At 64.4% G+C, this 16,724-nt stretch carries 20 protein-coding genes; 12 read left to right on the top strand and 8 right to left on the bottom strand.

The window, feature by feature from the left end:
- The first annotated feature begins 597 nt into the window (after positions 1-597).
- Both DBZ32_RS21895 and DBZ32_RS21890 read left to right on the top strand, forming a co-directional pair.
- The gene (locus tag DBZ32_RS21895; RefSeq protein WP_119169400.1) at positions 598-1,938 is read left to right on the top strand and encodes a HAMP domain-containing protein; all 1,341 of its coding nucleotides are present in this window, start codon (positions 598-600) and stop codon (positions 1,936-1,938) included.
- 12 nt (positions 1,939-1,950) lie between these two features.
- On the top strand, positions 1,951-2,586 hold the full coding sequence (locus DBZ32_RS21890) for a methyl-accepting chemotaxis protein (RefSeq protein ID WP_119169399.1): 636 nt from the start codon (positions 1,951-1,953) through the stop codon (positions 2,584-2,586).
- A 49-nt stretch (positions 2,587-2,635) separates the two neighbouring features.
- On the opposite strand, the gene DBZ32_RS21885 is transcribed toward DBZ32_RS21890, so the two are convergent.
- Positions 2,636-3,349: an AMP-binding protein gene (locus DBZ32_RS21885; RefSeq protein WP_268877967.1), complete on the bottom strand. Its 714-nt coding sequence runs from the start codon at positions 3,347-3,349 to the stop codon at positions 2,636-2,638.
- A 53-nt stretch (positions 3,350-3,402) separates the two neighbouring features.
- Entirely contained in the window at positions 3,403-3,822 is a 420-nt protein-coding gene (locus tag DBZ32_RS21880; protein WP_119169397.1) for a DUF3253 domain-containing protein, read from the bottom strand.
- A 214-nt stretch (positions 3,823-4,036) separates the two neighbouring features.
- Between DBZ32_RS21880 and DBZ32_RS21875 the strand changes: the two genes are divergently transcribed.
- Positions 4,037-4,744, top strand: coding sequence for an NnrU family protein (locus tag DBZ32_RS21875; RefSeq protein ID WP_119169396.1), 708 nt, complete (start codon positions 4,037-4,039; stop codon positions 4,742-4,744).
- A 172-nt stretch (positions 4,745-4,916) separates the two neighbouring features.
- A complete protein-coding gene (locus DBZ32_RS21870; protein WP_119169395.1) occupies positions 4,917-5,111 on the top strand; it encodes a hypothetical protein in 195 nt (64 codons plus the stop codon).
- A gap of 21 nt (positions 5,112-5,132) precedes the next feature.
- Here DBZ32_RS21870 and DBZ32_RS21865 read toward each other — a convergent pair whose 3' ends face one another.
- Positions 5,133-5,495, bottom strand: coding sequence for a cupin domain-containing protein (locus tag DBZ32_RS21865; protein ID WP_119169394.1), 363 nt, complete (start codon positions 5,493-5,495; stop codon positions 5,133-5,135).
- A 122-nt stretch (positions 5,496-5,617) separates the two neighbouring features.
- On the opposite strand from DBZ32_RS21865, the gene DBZ32_RS21860 reads away from it, so the two are divergent.
- Positions 5,618-6,121: a hypothetical protein gene (locus tag DBZ32_RS21860; protein WP_119169393.1), complete on the top strand. Its 504-nt coding sequence runs from the start codon at positions 5,618-5,620 to the stop codon at positions 6,119-6,121.
- Positions 6,122-6,134: 13 nt separating this feature from the next.
- On the opposite strand, the gene secB is transcribed toward DBZ32_RS21860, so the two are convergent.
- Both secB and DBZ32_RS22945 read right to left on the bottom strand, forming a co-directional pair.
- Positions 6,135-6,689 (bottom strand): protein-export chaperone SecB, encoded by a 555-nt coding sequence (gene secB / locus DBZ32_RS21855; protein WP_162906919.1) that lies wholly within the window; start codon positions 6,687-6,689, stop codon positions 6,135-6,137.
- Between the two features lie 191 nt (positions 6,690-6,880).
- The gene (locus tag DBZ32_RS22945) at positions 6,881-7,549 is read right to left on the bottom strand and encodes an FxsA family protein (protein ID WP_235830306.1); all 669 of its coding nucleotides are present in this window, start codon (positions 7,547-7,549) and stop codon (positions 6,881-6,883) included.
- 208 nt (positions 7,550-7,757) lie between these two features.
- On the opposite strand from DBZ32_RS22945, the gene DBZ32_RS21845 reads away from it, so the two are divergent.
- Entirely contained in the window at positions 7,758-8,474 is a 717-nt protein-coding gene (locus tag DBZ32_RS21845; protein ID WP_119169391.1) for a Tim44/TimA family putative adaptor protein, read from the top strand.
- A gap of 88 nt (positions 8,475-8,562) precedes the next feature.
- Positions 8,563-9,816 (top strand): murein transglycosylase A, encoded by a 1,254-nt coding sequence (mltA, locus tag DBZ32_RS21840; protein WP_119169390.1) that lies wholly within the window; start codon positions 8,563-8,565, stop codon positions 9,814-9,816.
- Between the two features lie 9 nt (positions 9,817-9,825).
- On the opposite strand, the gene DBZ32_RS21835 is transcribed toward mltA, so the two are convergent.
- Positions 9,826-10,563 (bottom strand): 2OG-Fe(II) oxygenase, encoded by a 738-nt coding sequence (locus tag DBZ32_RS21835; RefSeq protein WP_119169389.1) that lies wholly within the window; start codon positions 10,561-10,563, stop codon positions 9,826-9,828.
- 54 nt (positions 10,564-10,617) lie between these two features.
- On the opposite strand from DBZ32_RS21835, the gene DBZ32_RS21830 reads away from it, so the two are divergent.
- Positions 10,618-10,764, top strand: coding sequence for a DUF3096 domain-containing protein (locus DBZ32_RS21830; RefSeq protein ID WP_119169388.1), 147 nt, complete (start codon positions 10,618-10,620; stop codon positions 10,762-10,764).
- A gap of 19 nt (positions 10,765-10,783) precedes the next feature.
- Here DBZ32_RS21830 and DBZ32_RS21825 read toward each other — a convergent pair whose 3' ends face one another.
- Together DBZ32_RS21825 and DBZ32_RS21820 are read right to left on the bottom strand one after the other, a co-directional pair.
- Positions 10,784-10,966, bottom strand: a complete 183-nt coding sequence (locus DBZ32_RS21825; protein WP_119169387.1) for a hypothetical protein — start codon at positions 10,964-10,966, stop codon at positions 10,784-10,786.
- Between the two features lie 104 nt (positions 10,967-11,070).
- The gene (locus DBZ32_RS21820) at positions 11,071-12,021 is read right to left on the bottom strand and encodes a methylated-DNA--[protein]-cysteine S-methyltransferase (protein WP_119169386.1); all 951 of its coding nucleotides are present in this window, start codon (positions 12,019-12,021) and stop codon (positions 11,071-11,073) included.
- Positions 12,022-12,296: 275 nt separating this feature from the next.
- Between DBZ32_RS21820 and ugpB the strand changes: the two genes are divergently transcribed.
- The 4 genes from ugpB (at position 12,297) to DBZ32_RS21800 (ending at position 16,621) form a co-directional block, all read left to right on the top strand.
- Positions 12,297-13,619, top strand: a complete 1,323-nt coding sequence (gene ugpB, locus DBZ32_RS21815; protein WP_119169385.1) for a sn-glycerol-3-phosphate ABC transporter substrate-binding protein UgpB — start codon at positions 12,297-12,299, stop codon at positions 13,617-13,619.
- 107 nt (positions 13,620-13,726) lie between these two features.
- Positions 13,727-14,608, top strand: coding sequence for a sn-glycerol-3-phosphate ABC transporter permease UgpA (ugpA, locus tag DBZ32_RS21810; RefSeq protein ID WP_119169384.1), 882 nt, complete (start codon positions 13,727-13,729; stop codon positions 14,606-14,608).
- Between the two features lie 19 nt (positions 14,609-14,627).
- Positions 14,628-15,476: a sn-glycerol-3-phosphate ABC transporter permease UgpE gene (gene ugpE, locus DBZ32_RS21805; protein WP_119169383.1), complete on the top strand. Its 849-nt coding sequence runs from the start codon at positions 14,628-14,630 to the stop codon at positions 15,474-15,476.
- Positions 15,477-15,511: 35 nt separating this feature from the next.
- The gene (locus tag DBZ32_RS21800; protein ID WP_119169382.1) at positions 15,512-16,621 is read left to right on the top strand and encodes a sn-glycerol-3-phosphate import ATP-binding protein UgpC; all 1,110 of its coding nucleotides are present in this window, start codon (positions 15,512-15,514) and stop codon (positions 16,619-16,621) included.
- Positions 16,622-16,724: the final 103 nt, after the last annotated feature.

Genomic DNA, 16,724 nt, shown 5'->3' with positions numbered 1-16,724 from the left:
CCAGCCACGTCGTCCCAGTGATGGTGGGCGACCCCGTCCTCTTCTAGCAGGACACGGCGCCCACCGAGATCTACACGCGTTCCCTCCACCACCCGCTCCCGATCTTCTACGGCCCGCGCGGCAGCGAGCGCCTACGCATCACACCCGGACCGCTCCACAGCGACCAGGACCTCGACAATCTCATAACAGCCCTCACAACCATCTGGAAACAGATGGACGTGATGCGGAAGGTCGCCGCCGAGTAAGTTTTCCCCGACGTCCCGCCGCGATCTGCAGGATCAAACGTGAGGCCTCTCGCGCCGTCTTGCAGTGATGTCTGACCTGTTGCCCTTGTCTAACCGCGGCGCTTTCCGGGCGCGTCTCTTGGCGTCCCGAGTACAGCCCTCTGCACATTTTTTGACCATAAGTAGATTAGTTCTCGAAATCTTCCCGCATTAACTGCCGGTTCACATAAACCTCCGATCATAAATGTGCGCTGAATCAGCGGTGTCGCAGCTGTAGGACAGTCGTGCCTCTGCTGTCTTCCCGCTGTTCTCCGGGCAACGAATTACCCCGAGGTGAGGTGTCGCCTCTTTCCGGTCAATTTTGGGACTTGCGATGTCGAAGCTGCAAGATTTGCGGGTTGGTCTCAAACTCGCAGCCGCTCTCACCTGCATCTTGATGATTGTCATGCTTCTCGGCGGCAAGTCGCTGTGGAGTCTGGATCGTATCGACACCGGTTTTCGGAACTACGAGTCGGCCGCCGAGCAAGCCATGGCGACGGAGGAGCTTCGGCTCGCCGTCTTCGACTTCGTAGGTGCTGCGCGCGAGTATGTCGCGCGCGATTCCGGCGCGCGCCTTCAGGTCGCATTCGATCTCTACGATGAGATACAGACGCAGGTTCTAGGCGCAGTCGATCAGAGCAGAGATCGTTACGGCGATGCCGTCAAGGCAACGGCGGAGGAGATCGATGCCTTCCGAACCTCTTTCGTCCTTTTGACCGAACTACGGACGGAACGGAACAGGCTCGTTGCCGAGCATATTCGCACTCCGGGAACGGAAGCGCGCCGCGGCCTTGCCGACTTCTCCGATCGAGCTTTGCAGGCTGGCCGGGCGGAGATCGCAGCGCGAGCCTCGAAAGCCGCCATGCATCTCTTGCTCGCACGAGACTATGCCGCTCGCTACCTGGAAAGCTTTCGCCAGGCCGACTTGGATCGCGCCCGCCTGGAGATTCGGCAGGCGCAGGCACAGAGCGAACCGCTGGGACTGCGTGGTCTTGATGCCGGCGTTACCGAGCGTTTGGCAATCATGGCGGCGGCATTGCAGGAAATCTCTACTGTCTATGAGACAGAACGTGCCGCGGCAGACCGTTTCTTCGGTTCTGAGCTGGATGTCCTGGAGTCGCGCACCGCCGAGATGCTTGCGGCCGCAGAAGCGGTCGAGGCCGACAGCCGTGATGCACTGGCCGCAGAGAGGCGTGGCGTCTTTTTCACGGTTCCTATCGCAATCGCTTTTGCCGCGTTGGTGGCCTTGCTTGCGGGGCTTTGGCTGACGCGCAGCGTTGCCCACCCAATCCGAGGCATGACGGCTGCCATGGGACGCCTCGCCGACGGCGATACGACCGCGAAGATTCCGGCAATCGGACGAAGAGATGAAGTAGGTCAGATGGCACAGGCCATGCAGGTCTTCAAGGAGTCGATGATAGAGGCCGAGCGTCTGACGGCCGAACGGACCGAGGCACAGGAAGCGCAAATTGCACGGTCCAGGCGCGTCGAGGACCTAACAGGAACCTTCGATGCCGCCGTAGCGCAGGTGCTGCGAGGCGTCTCGGAAGCGGCCGAGGAAATGAATGCGACGGCTCAGTCGATGTCTTCGATTTCCGAGGAGACACGTGTGCAAGCCACATCGGCTTCCGGAGCCTCGACGCAGGCCTCCGCGAACGTTCAGACCGTGGCTTAGGCGGCGGAGCAGTTGAGCGGCTCGATCTCGGAAATTTCACGCCAAGTCGAGCAGTCGGCCAGGAGTTCGCGTGAAGCCGTCAATCAGGCAAATGAGACTCAGGAGACCGTTCATCGCCTGGCGAGCACTGCCGAGAGAATCGGGGAGGTGGTGAGTCTGATCTCCGACATCGCCGAGCAGACCAATCTGCTGGCGCTCAACGCCACGATCGAGGCGGCGCGAGCCGGTGAAGCCGGAAAGGGTTTCGCGGTGGTTGCCGCGGAGGTGAAGTCACTGGCAACCCAAACGGCAAAGGCAACCGAGGAGATCGGTGAGCAGATCGCGGAGATCCAGGGTGCCACCGGCGGAGCCGTCGAGGCGATCGAAGTGATCGCGAAAACCGTGGAGCAGCTCTCCGGCATAGCCGGGTCGATTTCGGCTGCGGTCGAGGAGCAGACGGCGGCGACGGGCGAGATTGCGCGCAACGTGCAGGAAGCGGCAAGCGGTACCGGTGAGGTGACCCGAACCTTGGCAGGCGTCAACGAAGGCGCCGACGAAACCAGCCGGGCCGCCGGCCAGGTGCTCTCGGCGGTGGAGGAGTTGACCCGCCAGACCGAGAGTTTGCGCTGCGAGGTCGATGGCTTTCTGGAGGGTGTGAAAGCCGCATAGAGCGAGACCGCGGGCGGGCTCGACCGCTCCGGCTCACCGCTTCACGGACTCAGTCGAGCCGCCGGTCGATTCGGCCGAGACGCTCGATTTTCTCGAGACTCTGCCGATCGAGACGTGGGGTCATCACGAGAGTCGGCCCTGCCTGAAGTGCAGCGAAAAGGGCCGTCAGTCCAGTGCGACTGGCCAAGGGGGTAGCTAGCAGCCAGCGCTCCTCCAAACCGGCCTGCGCTCTCAGCGAACTGCTATCCGCGACCAATTCGGCTTGTTGGATCTCACCGGTCGGCAGGACCAGCGGACCCGACCAGGTCCGATCCGGATCGGGTGATGTCGCGGGTGCGGTCTCCAGACGTGCGAAGCGGGGGTCGTTCGGCAGGTTTGCCAAACCTCCACCCCGAAGCAATGGGAACAGCAGGTTGCGGGGGAACGGCAACTCGGTGGCGAAGCGAGCGACCCGGATCTCAGCATGAGGCACGGCAGGCTGCAGTTGCAGGAGCTTATCCATCACCGTGCCGATGTCGATGGTGACGATCAGGGCCGGCTGCTGTTCTACGAGCGCCGGCTCCAACTCCTCCGGCGGCCGGCGAGGGTCGACCAGAACGGGCTGTCGTCCTGCCCCGAGCACCGCGAGCAGAACGCGGACCCATACCGGCACGTTCGGCAGGAAGAGCAGTACCTTCGCGCCGGCGGGAACGACCTGCGCCAAACGGCCGCCGAGAGATCCCGCGGTCACCAGCAACTGCTTGCCGGAAACCTGTCGGCCCAGAAAGTCGAGACGGCCGGGCGCACCGTCGGTCAGCAGAGGTCCGAGCAGGGGGCTCAGGAGCCTTTCCCCTCCTCCGAGGTGCGATCGTCGGTCACGTCATCCAGCGGCTCGCAGCCCCCTTCAAAGGCCTCGCCATCCGCACCGACATCGTCGCCCGACTTTCGGGGCGCCGCTTCGGGCGCCCAGCCGGGCAGGGTCAGGCGGATCACGCCTTTGATGGGTTTGCGAGGGTCCTGGCGGGCACCGCGGCGCAGGATGTCGATTCGGCCTTGCCGCGCCAGATGCAGCGCCTGTTGCCGCACGGCCGGCAAGTAGCGGCGCCAGAGATCCGTTGGATCGCTTTTCTTGCGCTTGGTTTCGGCAAAGGCGCGTGCCGCGTCGCTCGGGCAGATCGACTTACCCGACCCCCGCGCGGTCACCAGCGTCAGCAGAGTTTCGGCTACCGGGTCCAGCTTTTCATGATTCTCGCTCATGGCGCCGGTGGTATCACGGTGCCCATCGGCTGTCATGCCGCCGTTGGGATTGGCCCGCTGCAGTTGTGACGTTCGCTCCTGAGCGGGTTGGGTAGCGCAGCTCTAAATATCTGATTCTAAGATGGATTCAGCCTATTCCTCGACTTGACCTCAGTTCTCGGGAATCACGATCCGGTCTGGACGGAATTCCAGGTACGCAAGTAGACTGCGGTTCATGCTGGAGGGGATCAACTCGCTACTCGCCGCCACGGTGGTCTTCGTTGGGGGGCACTTCTTCCTGTCGAGCCTTCCGGTTCGCGCTTGGGTGACGGACCGTCTAGGGGCGGGGGGTTTCCGCGGGCTCTACAGCCTGGTGGCCGGGGGTAGTCTGGTTTGGATGCTAATCGCCTACGGCGCCGCGCCCTACATCGAGATTTGGCCCGAGTTGCTGGCTTTACGCTGGATCGTTCTCGTCGCCATGCCGATCGCTTTCGTGTTGGTTGTCTGTGGGCTGACCACGCGCAGCCCCACTGCAATCGGCGGTGAGGCACTTCTCGATACGCCGCAGGTTCCGATTCCCGGTATCCTGCGCGTGACGCGTCACCCGGCGCTCTGGGGCGTGGCGATCTGGGCCGCCTCTCACCTCATGGTCAACGGCGATGCCGCCAGCGTCATCCTGATGGGCGGTTTCCTGGTGCTGACTTTGGGGGGCATGCAGCACATCGATGCCAGGCGCGAAGCCACTCTCGGTGCTGCCTGGGGACCGATCAAGCTGCGTAGTTCGGCCATTCCCTTCGCCGCCCTGCTGTCGCGGCGGACCGAGATGGATTGGTCCGGCTTCGGCTGGTGGCGTCCGCTGCTGGGTCTCGTGCTCTACGCCGTCTTTCTCGGCGGCCACACCTACTTCTTCGGCGTTAGCCCTTTTCCGCTGGCGCTCATGTAGTCGGGCGCTGGCCGGTTCGGATGTCTTTAGGCTCTGCACCGCTGGATGCTAGGGCAGGGAATCCGGGCTCCGGGGGGGGTGACGACACCGTTAGGTGCATGCTAGCGTCTCACGTCTTCCAACAACTTTTCGTCCGGTCTCTCACGGCCGGCCCTTTCACGGGAGGTGCCGTATGGCCACTCACGCACAACTTGCTGCGCATTTGATGCGCGGCGCCGCCGAGTTTTTCCGCAACGTCGGCAAACAGAATGCCCAGCTCAAGGCCGAGATGGATCAAAACGCCCGAACCTTCGAGCTGGTGGCCGAGCAGGTCGAGGCCGATCCGAACGGAGAGGTGGACGTGGAGCAGTTCGAAGCTCCCTCCTGAAGCTCCGGCTCGGACGCGCCGTTAAATCTCCGCCGCGTCCATCTCGCCGCTTTCCAGACCGTAGAAGACCACCCAAGTCGCGAAATCTTCGGTGAATTCGACGAAGCGGTGGTCCAGGCCGGCCGGAACGAACAGCACATCACCGGGCTCGAAGGTTATGCGCTTGCTACCGCGCTGAAACCGGCTGCTGGCGATCAAGTAGATCTCGTCCTGGTCGTGGGGCGTCTGGTCATCGCACCCTTCGGGAGCGTACCAGCGCAGAGTCTTGCTGCCATGCTTCAGCAGCAGCGTCGACAACCGGCCTTGCTCCGGCGCGCTTGCAGCCGCCAAAGCGGCCGGCCAATGCCAAGGGGACAGGTCTTTCTGGCTCGAAACATCGTGCATTGCCGCCGCCTTCCTTCGCAGGCTGTCGGGATGACGGACTCCAGGCCTGGAGCCAAAGGCCGGACGTCTCCGGATTGCTTGCCTCACTGGTCGAGAGGTTCGCGTAGCGCCATCTCGGTGATATGACGCGCCTACTGCATACTTGGTTCCGCCGAACCGGCTTGATCGCAGTCCTGAGTCTGGCCGCTCTCGGCCTTCTCATCGCTCGGGCGCCCGAGCGAAGTTCCGAAGACCCGGATCCGGCCGCGCTGACTCGAATGGTAGCGGAGCGGGCGGCGACCCTGGCGAATTTACCGGCAGACGCCGGTCCGCTGCGCCGCGCCGAAGCCGAGACCATGTTGGCGGACGCTCAGCGTACCCTGGCGCAGTTGGATGGCGCACCGGGTGCCGCGGAAGCGGCACTCGAACTCTACGTTCTTGCGGGCCGGCGGTTGCGCTCGGCGGCCGGCTCGAGACAGGACTTGCTCGGCCATGTCGAACTGCATCGCGGAGAAGTTCTGACTCTGCTCGGTCGGCATCGCCGTGCCGCGGCCGCATACAGGTCTGCGATCGGGGCCTTCTCGGCCGCCGGTCAGCCTGTGCTGGCGGAGGTGGCGCAACGGCGCCTGTCCGAGCGGTCGCCGTGAAACCTGTCTTGTCTCAAGCGCCCGCCTGACCGTCGGCCGGGGGGGTGGTACTCGGCTGAGCCGGAGCGCCGGTCCCAGTGTCGACCTGCTGGACTCGACGCTGTTGATAGAGTTTCGCGAAATCGAGACCGCCGATCATCACCGGCGGGAAGCCGCCATCTCGAACGACGTCCGAGATTACACGCCGCGCGAAGGGAAAGAGGAGGCGCGCGCCGTCGATGGCCAGGACGGCTTCGATCTCTTCCTGCGGAACGTGGTTGCCGACCGTCATCAGTCCGGCATAGTCCAACTCGATGATGAAGCAGGTCTGCGCCTCGAGCGTCGCGTTCAAGGTCAGCTTCAGTCCCAGTTCATAGAGCCTCTCCTGCATCGCCCGTATCGGCATCTCGATGCGGAGGTCGACCTTCGGGCTGGTCTTCATCTGTGCATAGATCTGAGGGGCGCTGGGGTTTTCGAAGGAGAGGTCGCGCACATACTGGGTATGCACGGTCAACAGGCTGTCTTGTAGGCCGCCGCTCTGTCCGTCGGGCTGTTGGCTCGGCTGCGGTCCGGTCTCGCTGTCGCTCATGGTCTCGGGTCTCTCTCGCATGGCTCCGGGCGGTCGGAAGCGGCGCCCTCGCAGATCTGGTCTGGAAGTTTCAAAAATTGCACGATCTTTGCCTCAAAGAGGCACGGGGACATACTTCGGCCGCCGAGCTAACACGGCGACGGCGCGGGAACAAGCGGCCCTGTCGCCTAACGCGAAGGCCGCCCGTAGGATCATCGTTGCCCGTCGTTCGGCCCAGGGCCCGCCGCGCCATTCGATCCACTGGGGCCATTCGGTTCTCTGGATGGGTCGTCGTCTGAGTTGCGGTCGGGATCAGGGCGCTTTGAGGTTTCGGGGCCGGTCTCTTGCTGGCCGTCGGTCAGGTCGCGGAAATCGCCGTCGATGGTCGTCCCGCCGTTGGGTGAGGGCCCCCAGCCTCGGCCTGGGCGCGGGGGCGGCTTGACGCCCGCGTCGCGATGCGGATCGGGCTGCGCTTGCCGCGCCGGGTCGTACGGGCCGCCCGCCGCGAGGTCGGGATTGACGTAAACACCTGCCGTCCCGTGCGTCTTCACGTAACGAGCAGCAATTCCGCGCAGAGCAGTGCGGACAGCCGGGACAAACAGCGCCAGGCCGACGGCGTCCGTAACGAAACCGGGAGTCAGCAGCAGCGCCCCGGCGAAGACCAGACAAAGGCCGTCGAACAGTTCATGTGTCGGCATCGCCCCCCGATTTATCTGCTGACGCGCCCGATTCAGGGTAGCGATTCCCTGCAAACGCAGCAGCCAGGTGCCGACGACCGCCGTTATCACAACGACGGCGAGGGTCGGCCAGAGGCCGATCAGGCCGCCGACCTGAATGAAAACGGCGATTTCGATCAATGGGACGGCGATGAAGGCCGCCAACAGAAGCAGACCCATTCTTGCCCTTTCTTCTAGGCTCTCCTATGTAGTGGGAGCGAGGCTGCTGCCAGGCAAGGCCTCCGTTTCGCCATGCGACGCGGAAGTCGTTCCAAAAGCTCAGGTGGAGGTTCGTGGTGGGGCGCAACCGCTCCGTCTGAAAAATACACACTGTCCGCCAAATCCGACCCCTCGAGACGCACGGACGACCCTTATGGGCACAGGTCTCCTCGACATCATCATCCTCGGCGCGATCGCCGCTTTCTTGGTGCTGCGCTTGCGCAGCGTGCTCGGTAAACGGACCGGGCACCAGGGCGGACGCGAGTACGATCCTTTTCATCAGGAGCAACTGCGCCGCCAGCGGGAAGAGCAAGCCCGTGCCGGCAAGGAGGGCGGTGAGGAGGAAAAGGTGGTTCAGCTGCCGGACGGTCGGCCCGGGACCCCAGCAGAAGAGGTCCCGGCGGACTTCGCCGAGCGACCTGGCGGCGGCGGTCTGACGCAAATCAAGCTCGCGGACCGCGATTTCGATCCCGATCAGTTCCTGGAAGGCGCGCGCGGGGCTTTCGAGATGGTGGTCGGAGCCTTCGCGCAGGGCGACGTTCAGATCTTGCGACCGTTGTTGGCCGATGATGTCTATGGCGATTTCGCCGGCGCCGTCGAGCAGCGGCAACAGGCCGACGAGCGGCTGGAGACGACGCTGGTGGGCATCAAGTCGGCCGATATCATCGACGCCGACCTGCGAGGCACGACGGCGTTTGTCACGGTCAAGTTCGTGTCCGAGCAGGTTAACGTGACCTACGATGACGAAGGTCGAGTGGTCGACGGCGACCCCAGCGAAGTCGACACGATCACTGACATCTGGACCTTCGCGCGCAACACCCGCAGCCGAGATCCGAACTGGAATTTGGTGGCCACTGCCGCGCCGAACTGAGTTATCCGTAACTCAGCCATGGTGATTCGCCGGCGTCTGTCGGCCGAGTCGACCGATCCAGCGTTACGTCACGAGGGTTAACGTCTCTATGCCGCTCGCCCGTTCGATCGCCCTGCTTCTGAGCGGTGCGGCGCTCGCGTTGGCTCTAAGCGGCTGTAGCGACGAAGACGTGGGCGAGCGGGTGGAGGCGCCAAGCGAGTCCCCCGTCGAAGCACCCGGCGAGGATTTGGCCGGAGCACCGCCGATCCTCTTCGAGCCTGTCGATTTTGCGGATCTGCCGGGCTGGACCGAGGACTCCCATGCGGAGGCTCTGCCGCCTTTGCGGCGCTCTTGCGACCGGCTTCTCAGACGTGACGACACTCTGTCGGTCGGTCCCGACGGCCTGGCCGGCACAGTGGCGGACTGGCGAGGGCCCTGCGAAGCCTTGGCGCTGGTCGATGCCGACTACGCCCCAGGTTTCTTCCAGGACTGGTTCCGTCCCTTTGCCGTCAGCGAGCCGGGCGACGATACGCCCGACGAAGGCCTCTTCACCGGCTACTACGAAGCGGAACTGGCTGCCAGCGAAAGCCCCGGTGACGGCTATGACTACCCGATCTTGGCCTTGCCCGAAGACCTGGTGACCGTGCGGCTGCGGGACTTTCGGGCCGATCTGCCGCCCGAGCGTCTGGTCGGCCGGGTCGAGGGCGGCAGCCTGGTGCCCTACCACGACCGTACCGCGATCGAGACCGGCCGGCTGGATGGCCTGGCAGAGCCGCTGCTCTGGGCGAAAGATCCCGTCGACTTGCATATTCTGCAAATCCAAGGCTCCGGCCTTGCCACGCTGCCGAATGGGGAAACGCTGCGCATCGGCTTTGCCGGCTCCAACGGCCAGCCCTTCGTCGGGTTCGGCCGGGTCATGTTGGACCGCGGGCTGGTGGAGCCCGGCAAGGGCTCGATGCAGGATATGCGCGCTTGGCTGAAAGCCAACCCGGCGTCTGCGACTGAAATCATGCGCGAGAACCCGCGCTACATCTTTTTCAGGCGAATCGAGGGGGAAGGGCCGATCGGGGCGCTTGGCGTGCCGTTAACGCCGCAGCGCTCGCTGGCGATCGATCCCAGGCTGCTGCCGCTCGGCGCGCCGATCTGGCTGGCCACCACCCGCCCCGGTCCGGACGAGACGCCGTTGCGCCGCCTGATGGTCGCTCAGGACACCGGCAGCGCCATCGTCGGCGCCGTGCGAGGGGATTTCTATTGGGGTACCGGCGAGGCGGCTCTCGACGAGGCCGGCCGCATGGCCGAACGCGGCCGCTACTGGCTGCTGCTCCCCAAGACGGTAGCCGAACGCCGCGAGGCGACGGGGTAGCGACCTTTTTCATGTCGCGTCGTGGAAGATCACCCCGAGGGTCAGGCGCTGGCCGCGTGTCAGGCGGCTGACGCCGTGGCGCAGGGTCAGGCGGTAGGGGCCGCGCTGACCTTCGGCGGGGCGGTCGCGGACCGGGAAGATCACCGCATCGCCTTGGGCCAAGGGCACCACCTCGGCGCGGGACTGGCTGCGCGGACGCTGCTCGGTCAGCAGGAAGCTGCCGCCCTCGAAGTCGCCGCCTTCGGCCTCCGGACCCGGTCGGCTGAGCAGGATGGCCATCTGCAAGGGAAAATGCAGAGCGCCGTAGAGGTCCTGGTGCAGGCGATTGTAGTCGCCGGATTGGTACTTGAGCAGGAGCGGCGTGGGACGAGTCTGCCCGGCGGCGTGGCAGTCGGCCAGATAGGCGTCGAGCGTCTCAGGCAGCGCCGCCTCGCCGAGCCGGGCACGCCAACGATTGGCGATGTGGGCCAGCGGCGGATAGGCGGCGGTCCGCAGCGCGGCGATGGTAGCCGGCAGCGGATAGGCGAAGTACTGGTACTCCCCTTCGCCGAAGCCGTGACGGCGCATGACGACACGGCTGCGAAATCGCTCCGGCTGGTCGTAAAGAGCCGCGATTTCGGCGCAGGACCCCGGGTCGAGCAAGCCTGGAAGCCGGGCAGCGCCCCAAGCGTTCAGCTCCGTTTCCACCTCGTTCCAGTCGATCCGTCTCCAGTCCAGAGCTTGCGGCCGACTCGCGACAGCGGTCATGACGGCGCGATTCCCTTGGTTCCAGACCTGAACAATGAAAGGACTTCGACGCGCATGTACATCTCCATGCAACTCCTCCAGCCCCTCATCGCACTCGCGGCCGGCGTGACCGTGCTGCTCTTCCCGCGCATTCTGAACTACGTGATCGGCATCTACCTCGTCCTGATCGGTGTGCTCGGCCTGCTCCCTCACATCGGGTGACTGCGCGACGGAGTATCGCCTACTGGCGCTGTAGCCCCTCCGCGCCCCTTTCCAGTTCTTCGGCCGCACCCTCGACTGCTTCGTCGATGCGCTCACCGGCGCGTTCGAGCGGGCCTTTGTCCTCTTCGGCGACCAGCAGGCCAACGACGAAAGCGGCTATGACGGCGGCGGCTACGAGACCGCCGATGATTACGGGTCGCATAAACAGATGACTCCTTGCCATGACGTGATCCACACCCGGGTCGTCGCGACCCGGGCTGCGGCCTCATTCTCACGGCAAGACGCGACGGTCCAGTCTCCAGCGTCCTAAATGGACTCGCCCTGAGCCTCGCGGGTCAGCAGCTCCGCCTTTCGCGTGACGCCCCAGCGGTAACCGGCCAGGTTGCCGTCTTCACGCAGAGCGCGATGACAGGGAATCACCAGGCTCACCGGATTGATGGCGCAGGCTCGACCGACGGCGCGCCAAGCGTTCGGCCGGCCCAACAGTTCGGCGATCTCGCGGTAGGTGCGGGTTTCGCCATAGGGAATGGCGATCAACTCGCTCCAGACGCGACGCTGGAAGGCGGTCGCGCGGACGTCGAGCGGCAGGTCGAGGTGCGGCGTCGCGCCGGCCAGATATGCCATCAAGACCTCAAGGGAATCCTGGATCGCCGGATCGTCGCGTTCGATCGAGTCGGCGGTCGGGAATTCCGCCCGCAACTCGGCCTCCAGGGTTGTGTCGTCGTCGCCGAGCGCGAGAAAGCAGAGGCCCCTCTCGGTGGCGGCGGCAAGCAGCCGGCCGAGCGGCGAGTCCGCGAGCGAGTAGACGATACGCGCGCCGGCGCCCCCCTTGGCATAAGTCGCCGGGGTCATGCCGAGCGTGCGGTCGGCGTTCTCGTAGACTCGGCTGGAGGACCCGTAGCCGGCGCCGTAGGTGGCCTCGGCCACACGGCCATGGTCGCGCAGCTCGGCCCGGAAGCGTTCGGCGCGGCGCGCGGCGGCGTAGTCGCGCGGGCTGACGCCCAAGGCCTTCTTGAACAGCCGCTGCAGATGCCAAGGACTCAAGCCGACCGCTTCGGCCAGACTGGCCAGCGTCTGACGCGGCCCGTCGCCGTCGCTCTCGGCGTCGATCAGATGGCAGACACGCTCGACCGCCTGAAGCTGTGTCGGAGTCAGCCGCGCACGGCGAGTTTTGGCCAGTGCGGTATCGTTCGGAGGCGCAGGCGTCGACTCTTTGAAGTCCATGCTGTCCGGCCGGGGTGTCAGCTGCTGATCCATTGTTCGTGCTCCACTTTAGCTAGTTCGCTCTCAAAGTGGGCCAGAGCCGGTCATGGGGCTATCCGGATTTTGCACACTGAGCGCCATCGCGTTGGCGCAGCGCCGGAATTCAGCAGAGCCCTTGGGGATGTCTCGAGCGCAATACAAATGTAAAAATTCTGAAATCCTTGGGACGCGATGGCTGGCTAAAAGCCGGCGCAACCGTGCGGCACCAGGGAGGCGGTACGGTTCTTTCGTGCGTTCCGCACAACGACCCACCGGGAGGTTTCATAACGATGTCGCATCACTCGAAGCTGTTGGCAGGCGCTGCCGCCGTAGCGCTGCTGGCCGGCGCCGGCGTGGCGCAGGCGCAGACCGAAGTGCAGTGGTGGCACGCCATGGGCGGCGCGCTGGGCGAGAAGACCAACGCGATCGCCGAAGGCTTCAACGCCAGCCAGTCCGAGTTCAAGGTCACGGCGGTCTATCGGGGCAACTACACCGAGACCATGACCGCGGCCATTGCCGCCTTCCGCGCTGGCGAGCAGCCGCACATCGTCCAGGTCTTCGAGGTCGGTACTGCGACCATGATGGCGGCCGAGGGCGCGATCTATCCGGTCTACGAGCTGATGGCCGATGCCGGTGTCGATTGGAATCCGGACGACTATCTCGATTCGGTGGTGGGTTACTACACGACGCCGGACGGCGACATGCTGTCGATGCCGTTCAACAGCTCCACCCCGGTGATGTACTACAACAAGGAAGTCTTCGAGGCTGCCGGCCTGGATCCCGAGAGCCCGCCGACCACTTGGCCGGAGCTGGAGGAGGCGGCGCGCACCATTATCTCCTCCGGTGCCGCGACCTGCGGTTTCACCACCGGCTGGCAGTCCTGGGTGCAGCTCGAGAACTTCGGCGCCTGGCACAACGTGCCCTTCGCAACCGAGTCCAACGGTTTTGAGGGACTGGGCACGGAGCTGGCCTTCAACAGCGATCTGCATGTCGCCCACATCGGGGCAATGCAGGCCTGGTCCGAAGAGGGCGTCTTCAAGTACGGCGGTCGCCGCTCCGACAGTGCGCCGCTGTTCTATACGCGCGAATGCGCCATGTACATGAACAGCTCGGCCGCCTACGCCGGCGTCACCGCCAACGCCGAGTTCGAGTTCGGGGTTGCCAAGCTGCCCTATTGGCCGGACGCTTCGGGGGCGCCGCAGAACACCATCATCGGTGGGGCGACTCTCTGGGTTCTGCGCGGCCGTGATGCCGAGGAGTACGAAGGCGTGGCCGCCTTCTTCAACTACCTCGCCAAGCCCGAGGTGCAGGCTCAGTGGCATCAGGATACGGGTTATCTGCCGATCACCAATTCGGCCTGGGAGCTGAGCCGCGAGCAGGGCTTCTACGAAGAGAACCCCGGGACCGATACCTCGATCGAGCAGATGACGCTGAACGATCCGACGCAGAATTCCAAGGGTCTGCGTCTGGGCAGCTTCGTCCAAATCCGCGACATCATCAACGAGGAGCTGGAGCGCATCTGGGCCGGTGACGTCACCGCTCAGGAGGGCCTGGATACCGCCGTCCGGCGTGGCAACGAGCTGCTGCGCCAATTCGAGGCCGACAACAGCTAAGGCATACGAACCTCCGAAGGTTCGGGCCGTCTGCCGGGTCTCTGCCGGCGGGCGGCCCGACCTCGTTTCTTAGGTCCTTTTCCGCTTTCAGGTCTTTCCTTGCCCCCATGGAAAAGCGCGTCGTCTTCCGCCACGCTTGGTTACCCTATCTTCTGCTCTTGCCGCAGTTGGCGATCACTCTGGTTTTCTTCATCTGGCCGGCGAGTCAGGCTCTCTACCAGTCGGTGCTTCGCCAGGACCCCTTCGGCCTGCGCACCAGCTTCGTAGGCCTGGAGAACTTCGCCCGACTGTTCCGCGATCCGCTCTATCTCGACAGCTTCCAGGTCACGATCGTCTTCAGCCTGGCGGTCACGGCGCTATCGATGGGACTGGCGCTGCTGCTGGCGGTCATGGCGGACCGCGTCATCAAGGGAGCGACCGGTTACAAGACGCTGCTGATCTGGCCCTATGCCGTCGCGCCGGCCGTAGCCGGCGTGCTCTGGTGGTTCATCTTCAATCCCACCATCGGCATTCTGACCTACGGCCTGGCGATCCTCGGCTACGACTGGAACCATGCGCTCGACGGCGGCGATGCCCTCACCTTGGTCATCATTGCCTCGGCCTGGAAGCAGATCTCCTACAACTTTCTGTTCTTCCTTGCCGGGCTACAGGCGATTCCGAAGTCGCTGATCGAGGCGGCGGCGATCGACGGCGCCGGTCCGGCCCGGCGTTTCTGGACGATCGTCTTCCCGCTCTTGAGCCCGACCACCTTCTTCCTGCTGGTGGTGAACGTCGTCTATGCCTTCTTCGATACCTTCGGCGTGATCCACGCCACGACCAGCGGCGGACCCGGCCAGGCCACGACAATCCTTGTCTACAAGGTCTTCAGCGATGGCTTCATCGGCCTCAATCTGGGCAGCTCGGCAGCGCAGTCCGTCGTCCTGATGTTCATCGTGATCGCCTTGACGGTCGTCCAGTTCCGCTATGTCGAGCGGCGTGTGCAGTACTAGGGGTACGGGACGGCAGGCCATGATCGAAAACCGCCCCTGGCTGATCTGGCTGTCCCACGGCGTGCTGCTGTTGGGGATCCTCATCGTCGCCTTCCCCATCTGGATCGCCTTCGTCGCTTCAACCCATCACGCCAGCGATCTGGTCAGCGGCGTGACCCCGCTCCTGCCTGGCGGATATCTATTCGAAAACTACGCCCAGGCGCTTGGCAGCGGGCATCAGGCCTCCGGTGCCGTGCCGGTCAGTCTGATGATGTGGAACAGCCTGGTGATGGCGCTGGCGATCGCGATCGGCAAGATCGCCATCTCGCTGTTGAGCGCCTATGCCGTCGTCTACTTCCGCTTTCCCTTCCGGATGCTTTGCTTCTGGACGATCTTCGTCACACTGATGCTGCCGGTCGAGGTGCGCATCCTGCCGACCTTCGAGGTCGTGGCCGACCTCGGCCTGCTGAACTCCTACGCTGGCCTGTCGGTTCCGCTGATCGCCTCGGCGACCGCGACCTTCCTGTTCCGCCAGTTCTTCCTGACCGTACCTGACGAACTGGTCGAGGCCGCGCGCATCGACGGGGCCGGACCTTTCCGCTTCTTCAAGGATGTGTTGCTGCCGCTCAGCCGCACCAATATCGCCGCGCTCTTCGTCATCCTCTTCATCTACGGTTGGAACCAATATCTCTGGCCGCTGCTGATCACGACCGACGAGTCTTTCTACACTATCGTCATGGGGATCCAGAGGATGGTCACCGTGGCCGATGCCGAACCGCAGTGGCCCCTGATCATGGCGACTACGATGCTGGCCATGGTGCCGCCGGTCTTCGTGGTGATCGCCATGCAGCGGCTCTTCGTCAAAGGCCTGGTCGAGACCGAGAAATAAAGCGAGTCGAAGACTCAATCGGGGATTTTTTGCAGATGGCCGAGATCGGCTTTTCCCAAGTCAAGAAGCGTTACGGCGGCACGCAGGTGATTCACGGCATCGACATGCAGATCGCCGACGGCGAGTTCATCGTCATCGTCGGACCCTCCGGCTGCGGCAAGTCCACGTTGCTGCGCATGGTGGCTGGCCTTGAGGCGATCAGCGAAGGCGAGATTTCCATCGGCGGCAGGGTGGTCAACGATCTGGAGCCGAAGGACCGGAACATCGCCATGGTGTTCCAGAACTACGCGCTCTATCCGCACATGAGCGTCTACGACAACATGGCTTACGGCCTGAAGATCGCCAAGCTCGATAAAACTCAGATCGAGGAGCGCGTGCAGCGTGCGGCCAAGATGCTGGAATTGGCCCAGCTTCTGCAGCGCAAGCCGCGCCAGCTTTCGGGCGGCCAGCGTCAGCGCGTGGCCATGGGGCGCGCCATCGTGCGCGACCCGGGGACCTTCCTCTTCGACGAACCGCTGTCGAACCTGGACGCCAAGCTGCGGGTGCAGATGCGCCTGGAGATCAAGCAGCTCCAGCGCAGCCTCGGGACCACGTCGCTCTACGTCACGCACGACCAGGTCGAAGCCATGACCCTGGCCGACCGGCTGATCGTGATGAACGCCGGCGTGGCCGAGCAGATCGATACGCCGATGGCGATCTACGACAGACCGGCCAGCCGCTTCGTGGCCGGCTTCATCGGTTCGCCGGCGATGAATTTCCTGACCGGCCAGGTCGACGATGCCGGCAGGGGGCTGATGCTGGAACGGGGGACGGGGCTGCGATCCGGCAATCTCAGACTCGGCCATCTGGCGGGCCGTCCGGTGACTGTCGGCGTCCGGCCGGAGCACCTGCAACTGGCTGCCAAGGACGCGGCGGAAATGCACCTGCTGGTGCGCGTGGTCGAAACTCTCGGTGCCGACATCCTGGCGCATGGCCATCTGGTGCCGGGCGACGGACCGCCGAGCGATGCGGTGAAAGAGATCCTGACGTTGCGGCTGCCGGGTGTGGCCCGCGTTGCGGAGGGCGACCGCCTGCCGTTGCGTGCAGCCGAGGAGACCCTGCATCTCTTCGACAGCGAGAGCGGACGACGTCTGGCTGACGTTTGATCACGACAGATTTGCGGCCGCCGATCTGGTCCTGCGCCAGCCTCGAGCCTATCATCGAAACCGAGAGCCGGTTACGGCCGCCACCTACCATAGGAGTCTTTGC

The organism is Algihabitans albus, assembly GCF_003572205.1.
Lineage (GTDB): Bacteria > Pseudomonadota > Alphaproteobacteria > Kiloniellales > DSM-21159 > Algihabitans > Algihabitans albus.
The sequence above is the reverse complement of the archived record's forward strand: the minus strand, read 5'-3'. Positions and strand labels throughout refer to the sequence as shown.

Excerpts from the sequence above, each read along its gene's own strand:
- DBZ32_RS21895 (WP_119169400.1), top strand. The coding sequence starts at position 598 with ATGTCGAAGCTGCAAGATTTGCGGGTTGGTCTCAAACTCGCAGCCGCT.
- DBZ32_RS21880 (WP_119169397.1), bottom strand. The coding sequence starts at position 3,822 with ATGAGCGAGAATCATGAAAAGCTGGACCCGGTAGCCGAAACTCTGCTG.
- DBZ32_RS21875 (WP_119169396.1), top strand. The coding sequence starts at position 4,037 with ATGCTGGAGGGGATCAACTCGCTACTCGCCGCCACGGTGGTCTTCGTT.
- DBZ32_RS21870 (WP_119169395.1), top strand. The coding sequence starts at position 4,917 with ATGGCCACTCACGCACAACTTGCTGCGCATTTGATGCGCGGCGCCGCC.
- DBZ32_RS21865 (WP_119169394.1), bottom strand. The coding sequence starts at position 5,495 with ATGCACGATGTTTCGAGCCAGAAAGACCTGTCCCCTTGGCATTGGCCG.
- DBZ32_RS21860 (WP_119169393.1), top strand. The coding sequence starts at position 5,618 with ATGACGCGCCTACTGCATACTTGGTTCCGCCGAACCGGCTTGATCGCA.
- secB (WP_162906919.1), bottom strand. The coding sequence starts at position 6,689 with ATGAGCGACAGCGAGACCGGACCGCAGCCGAGCCAACAGCCCGACGGA.
- DBZ32_RS21845 (WP_119169391.1), top strand. The coding sequence starts at position 7,758 with ATGGGCACAGGTCTCCTCGACATCATCATCCTCGGCGCGATCGCCGCT.
- mltA (WP_119169390.1), top strand. The coding sequence starts at position 8,563 with ATGCCGCTCGCCCGTTCGATCGCCCTGCTTCTGAGCGGTGCGGCGCTC.
- DBZ32_RS21835 (WP_119169389.1), bottom strand. The coding sequence starts at position 10,563 with ATGACCGCTGTCGCGAGTCGGCCGCAAGCTCTGGACTGGAGACGGATC.
- DBZ32_RS21830 (WP_119169388.1), top strand. The coding sequence starts at position 10,618 with ATGTACATCTCCATGCAACTCCTCCAGCCCCTCATCGCACTCGCGGCC.
- DBZ32_RS21825 (WP_119169387.1), bottom strand. The coding sequence starts at position 10,966 with ATGCGACCCGTAATCATCGGCGGTCTCGTAGCCGCCGCCGTCATAGCC.
- DBZ32_RS21820 (WP_119169386.1), bottom strand. The coding sequence starts at position 12,021 with ATGGATCAGCAGCTGACACCCCGGCCGGACAGCATGGACTTCAAAGAG.
- ugpB (WP_119169385.1), top strand. The coding sequence starts at position 12,297 with ATGTCGCATCACTCGAAGCTGTTGGCAGGCGCTGCCGCCGTAGCGCTG.
- ugpA (WP_119169384.1), top strand. The coding sequence starts at position 13,727 with ATGGAAAAGCGCGTCGTCTTCCGCCACGCTTGGTTACCCTATCTTCTG.
- ugpE (WP_119169383.1), top strand. The coding sequence starts at position 14,628 with ATGATCGAAAACCGCCCCTGGCTGATCTGGCTGTCCCACGGCGTGCTG.
- DBZ32_RS21800 (WP_119169382.1), top strand. The coding sequence starts at position 15,512 with ATGGCCGAGATCGGCTTTTCCCAAGTCAAGAAGCGTTACGGCGGCACG.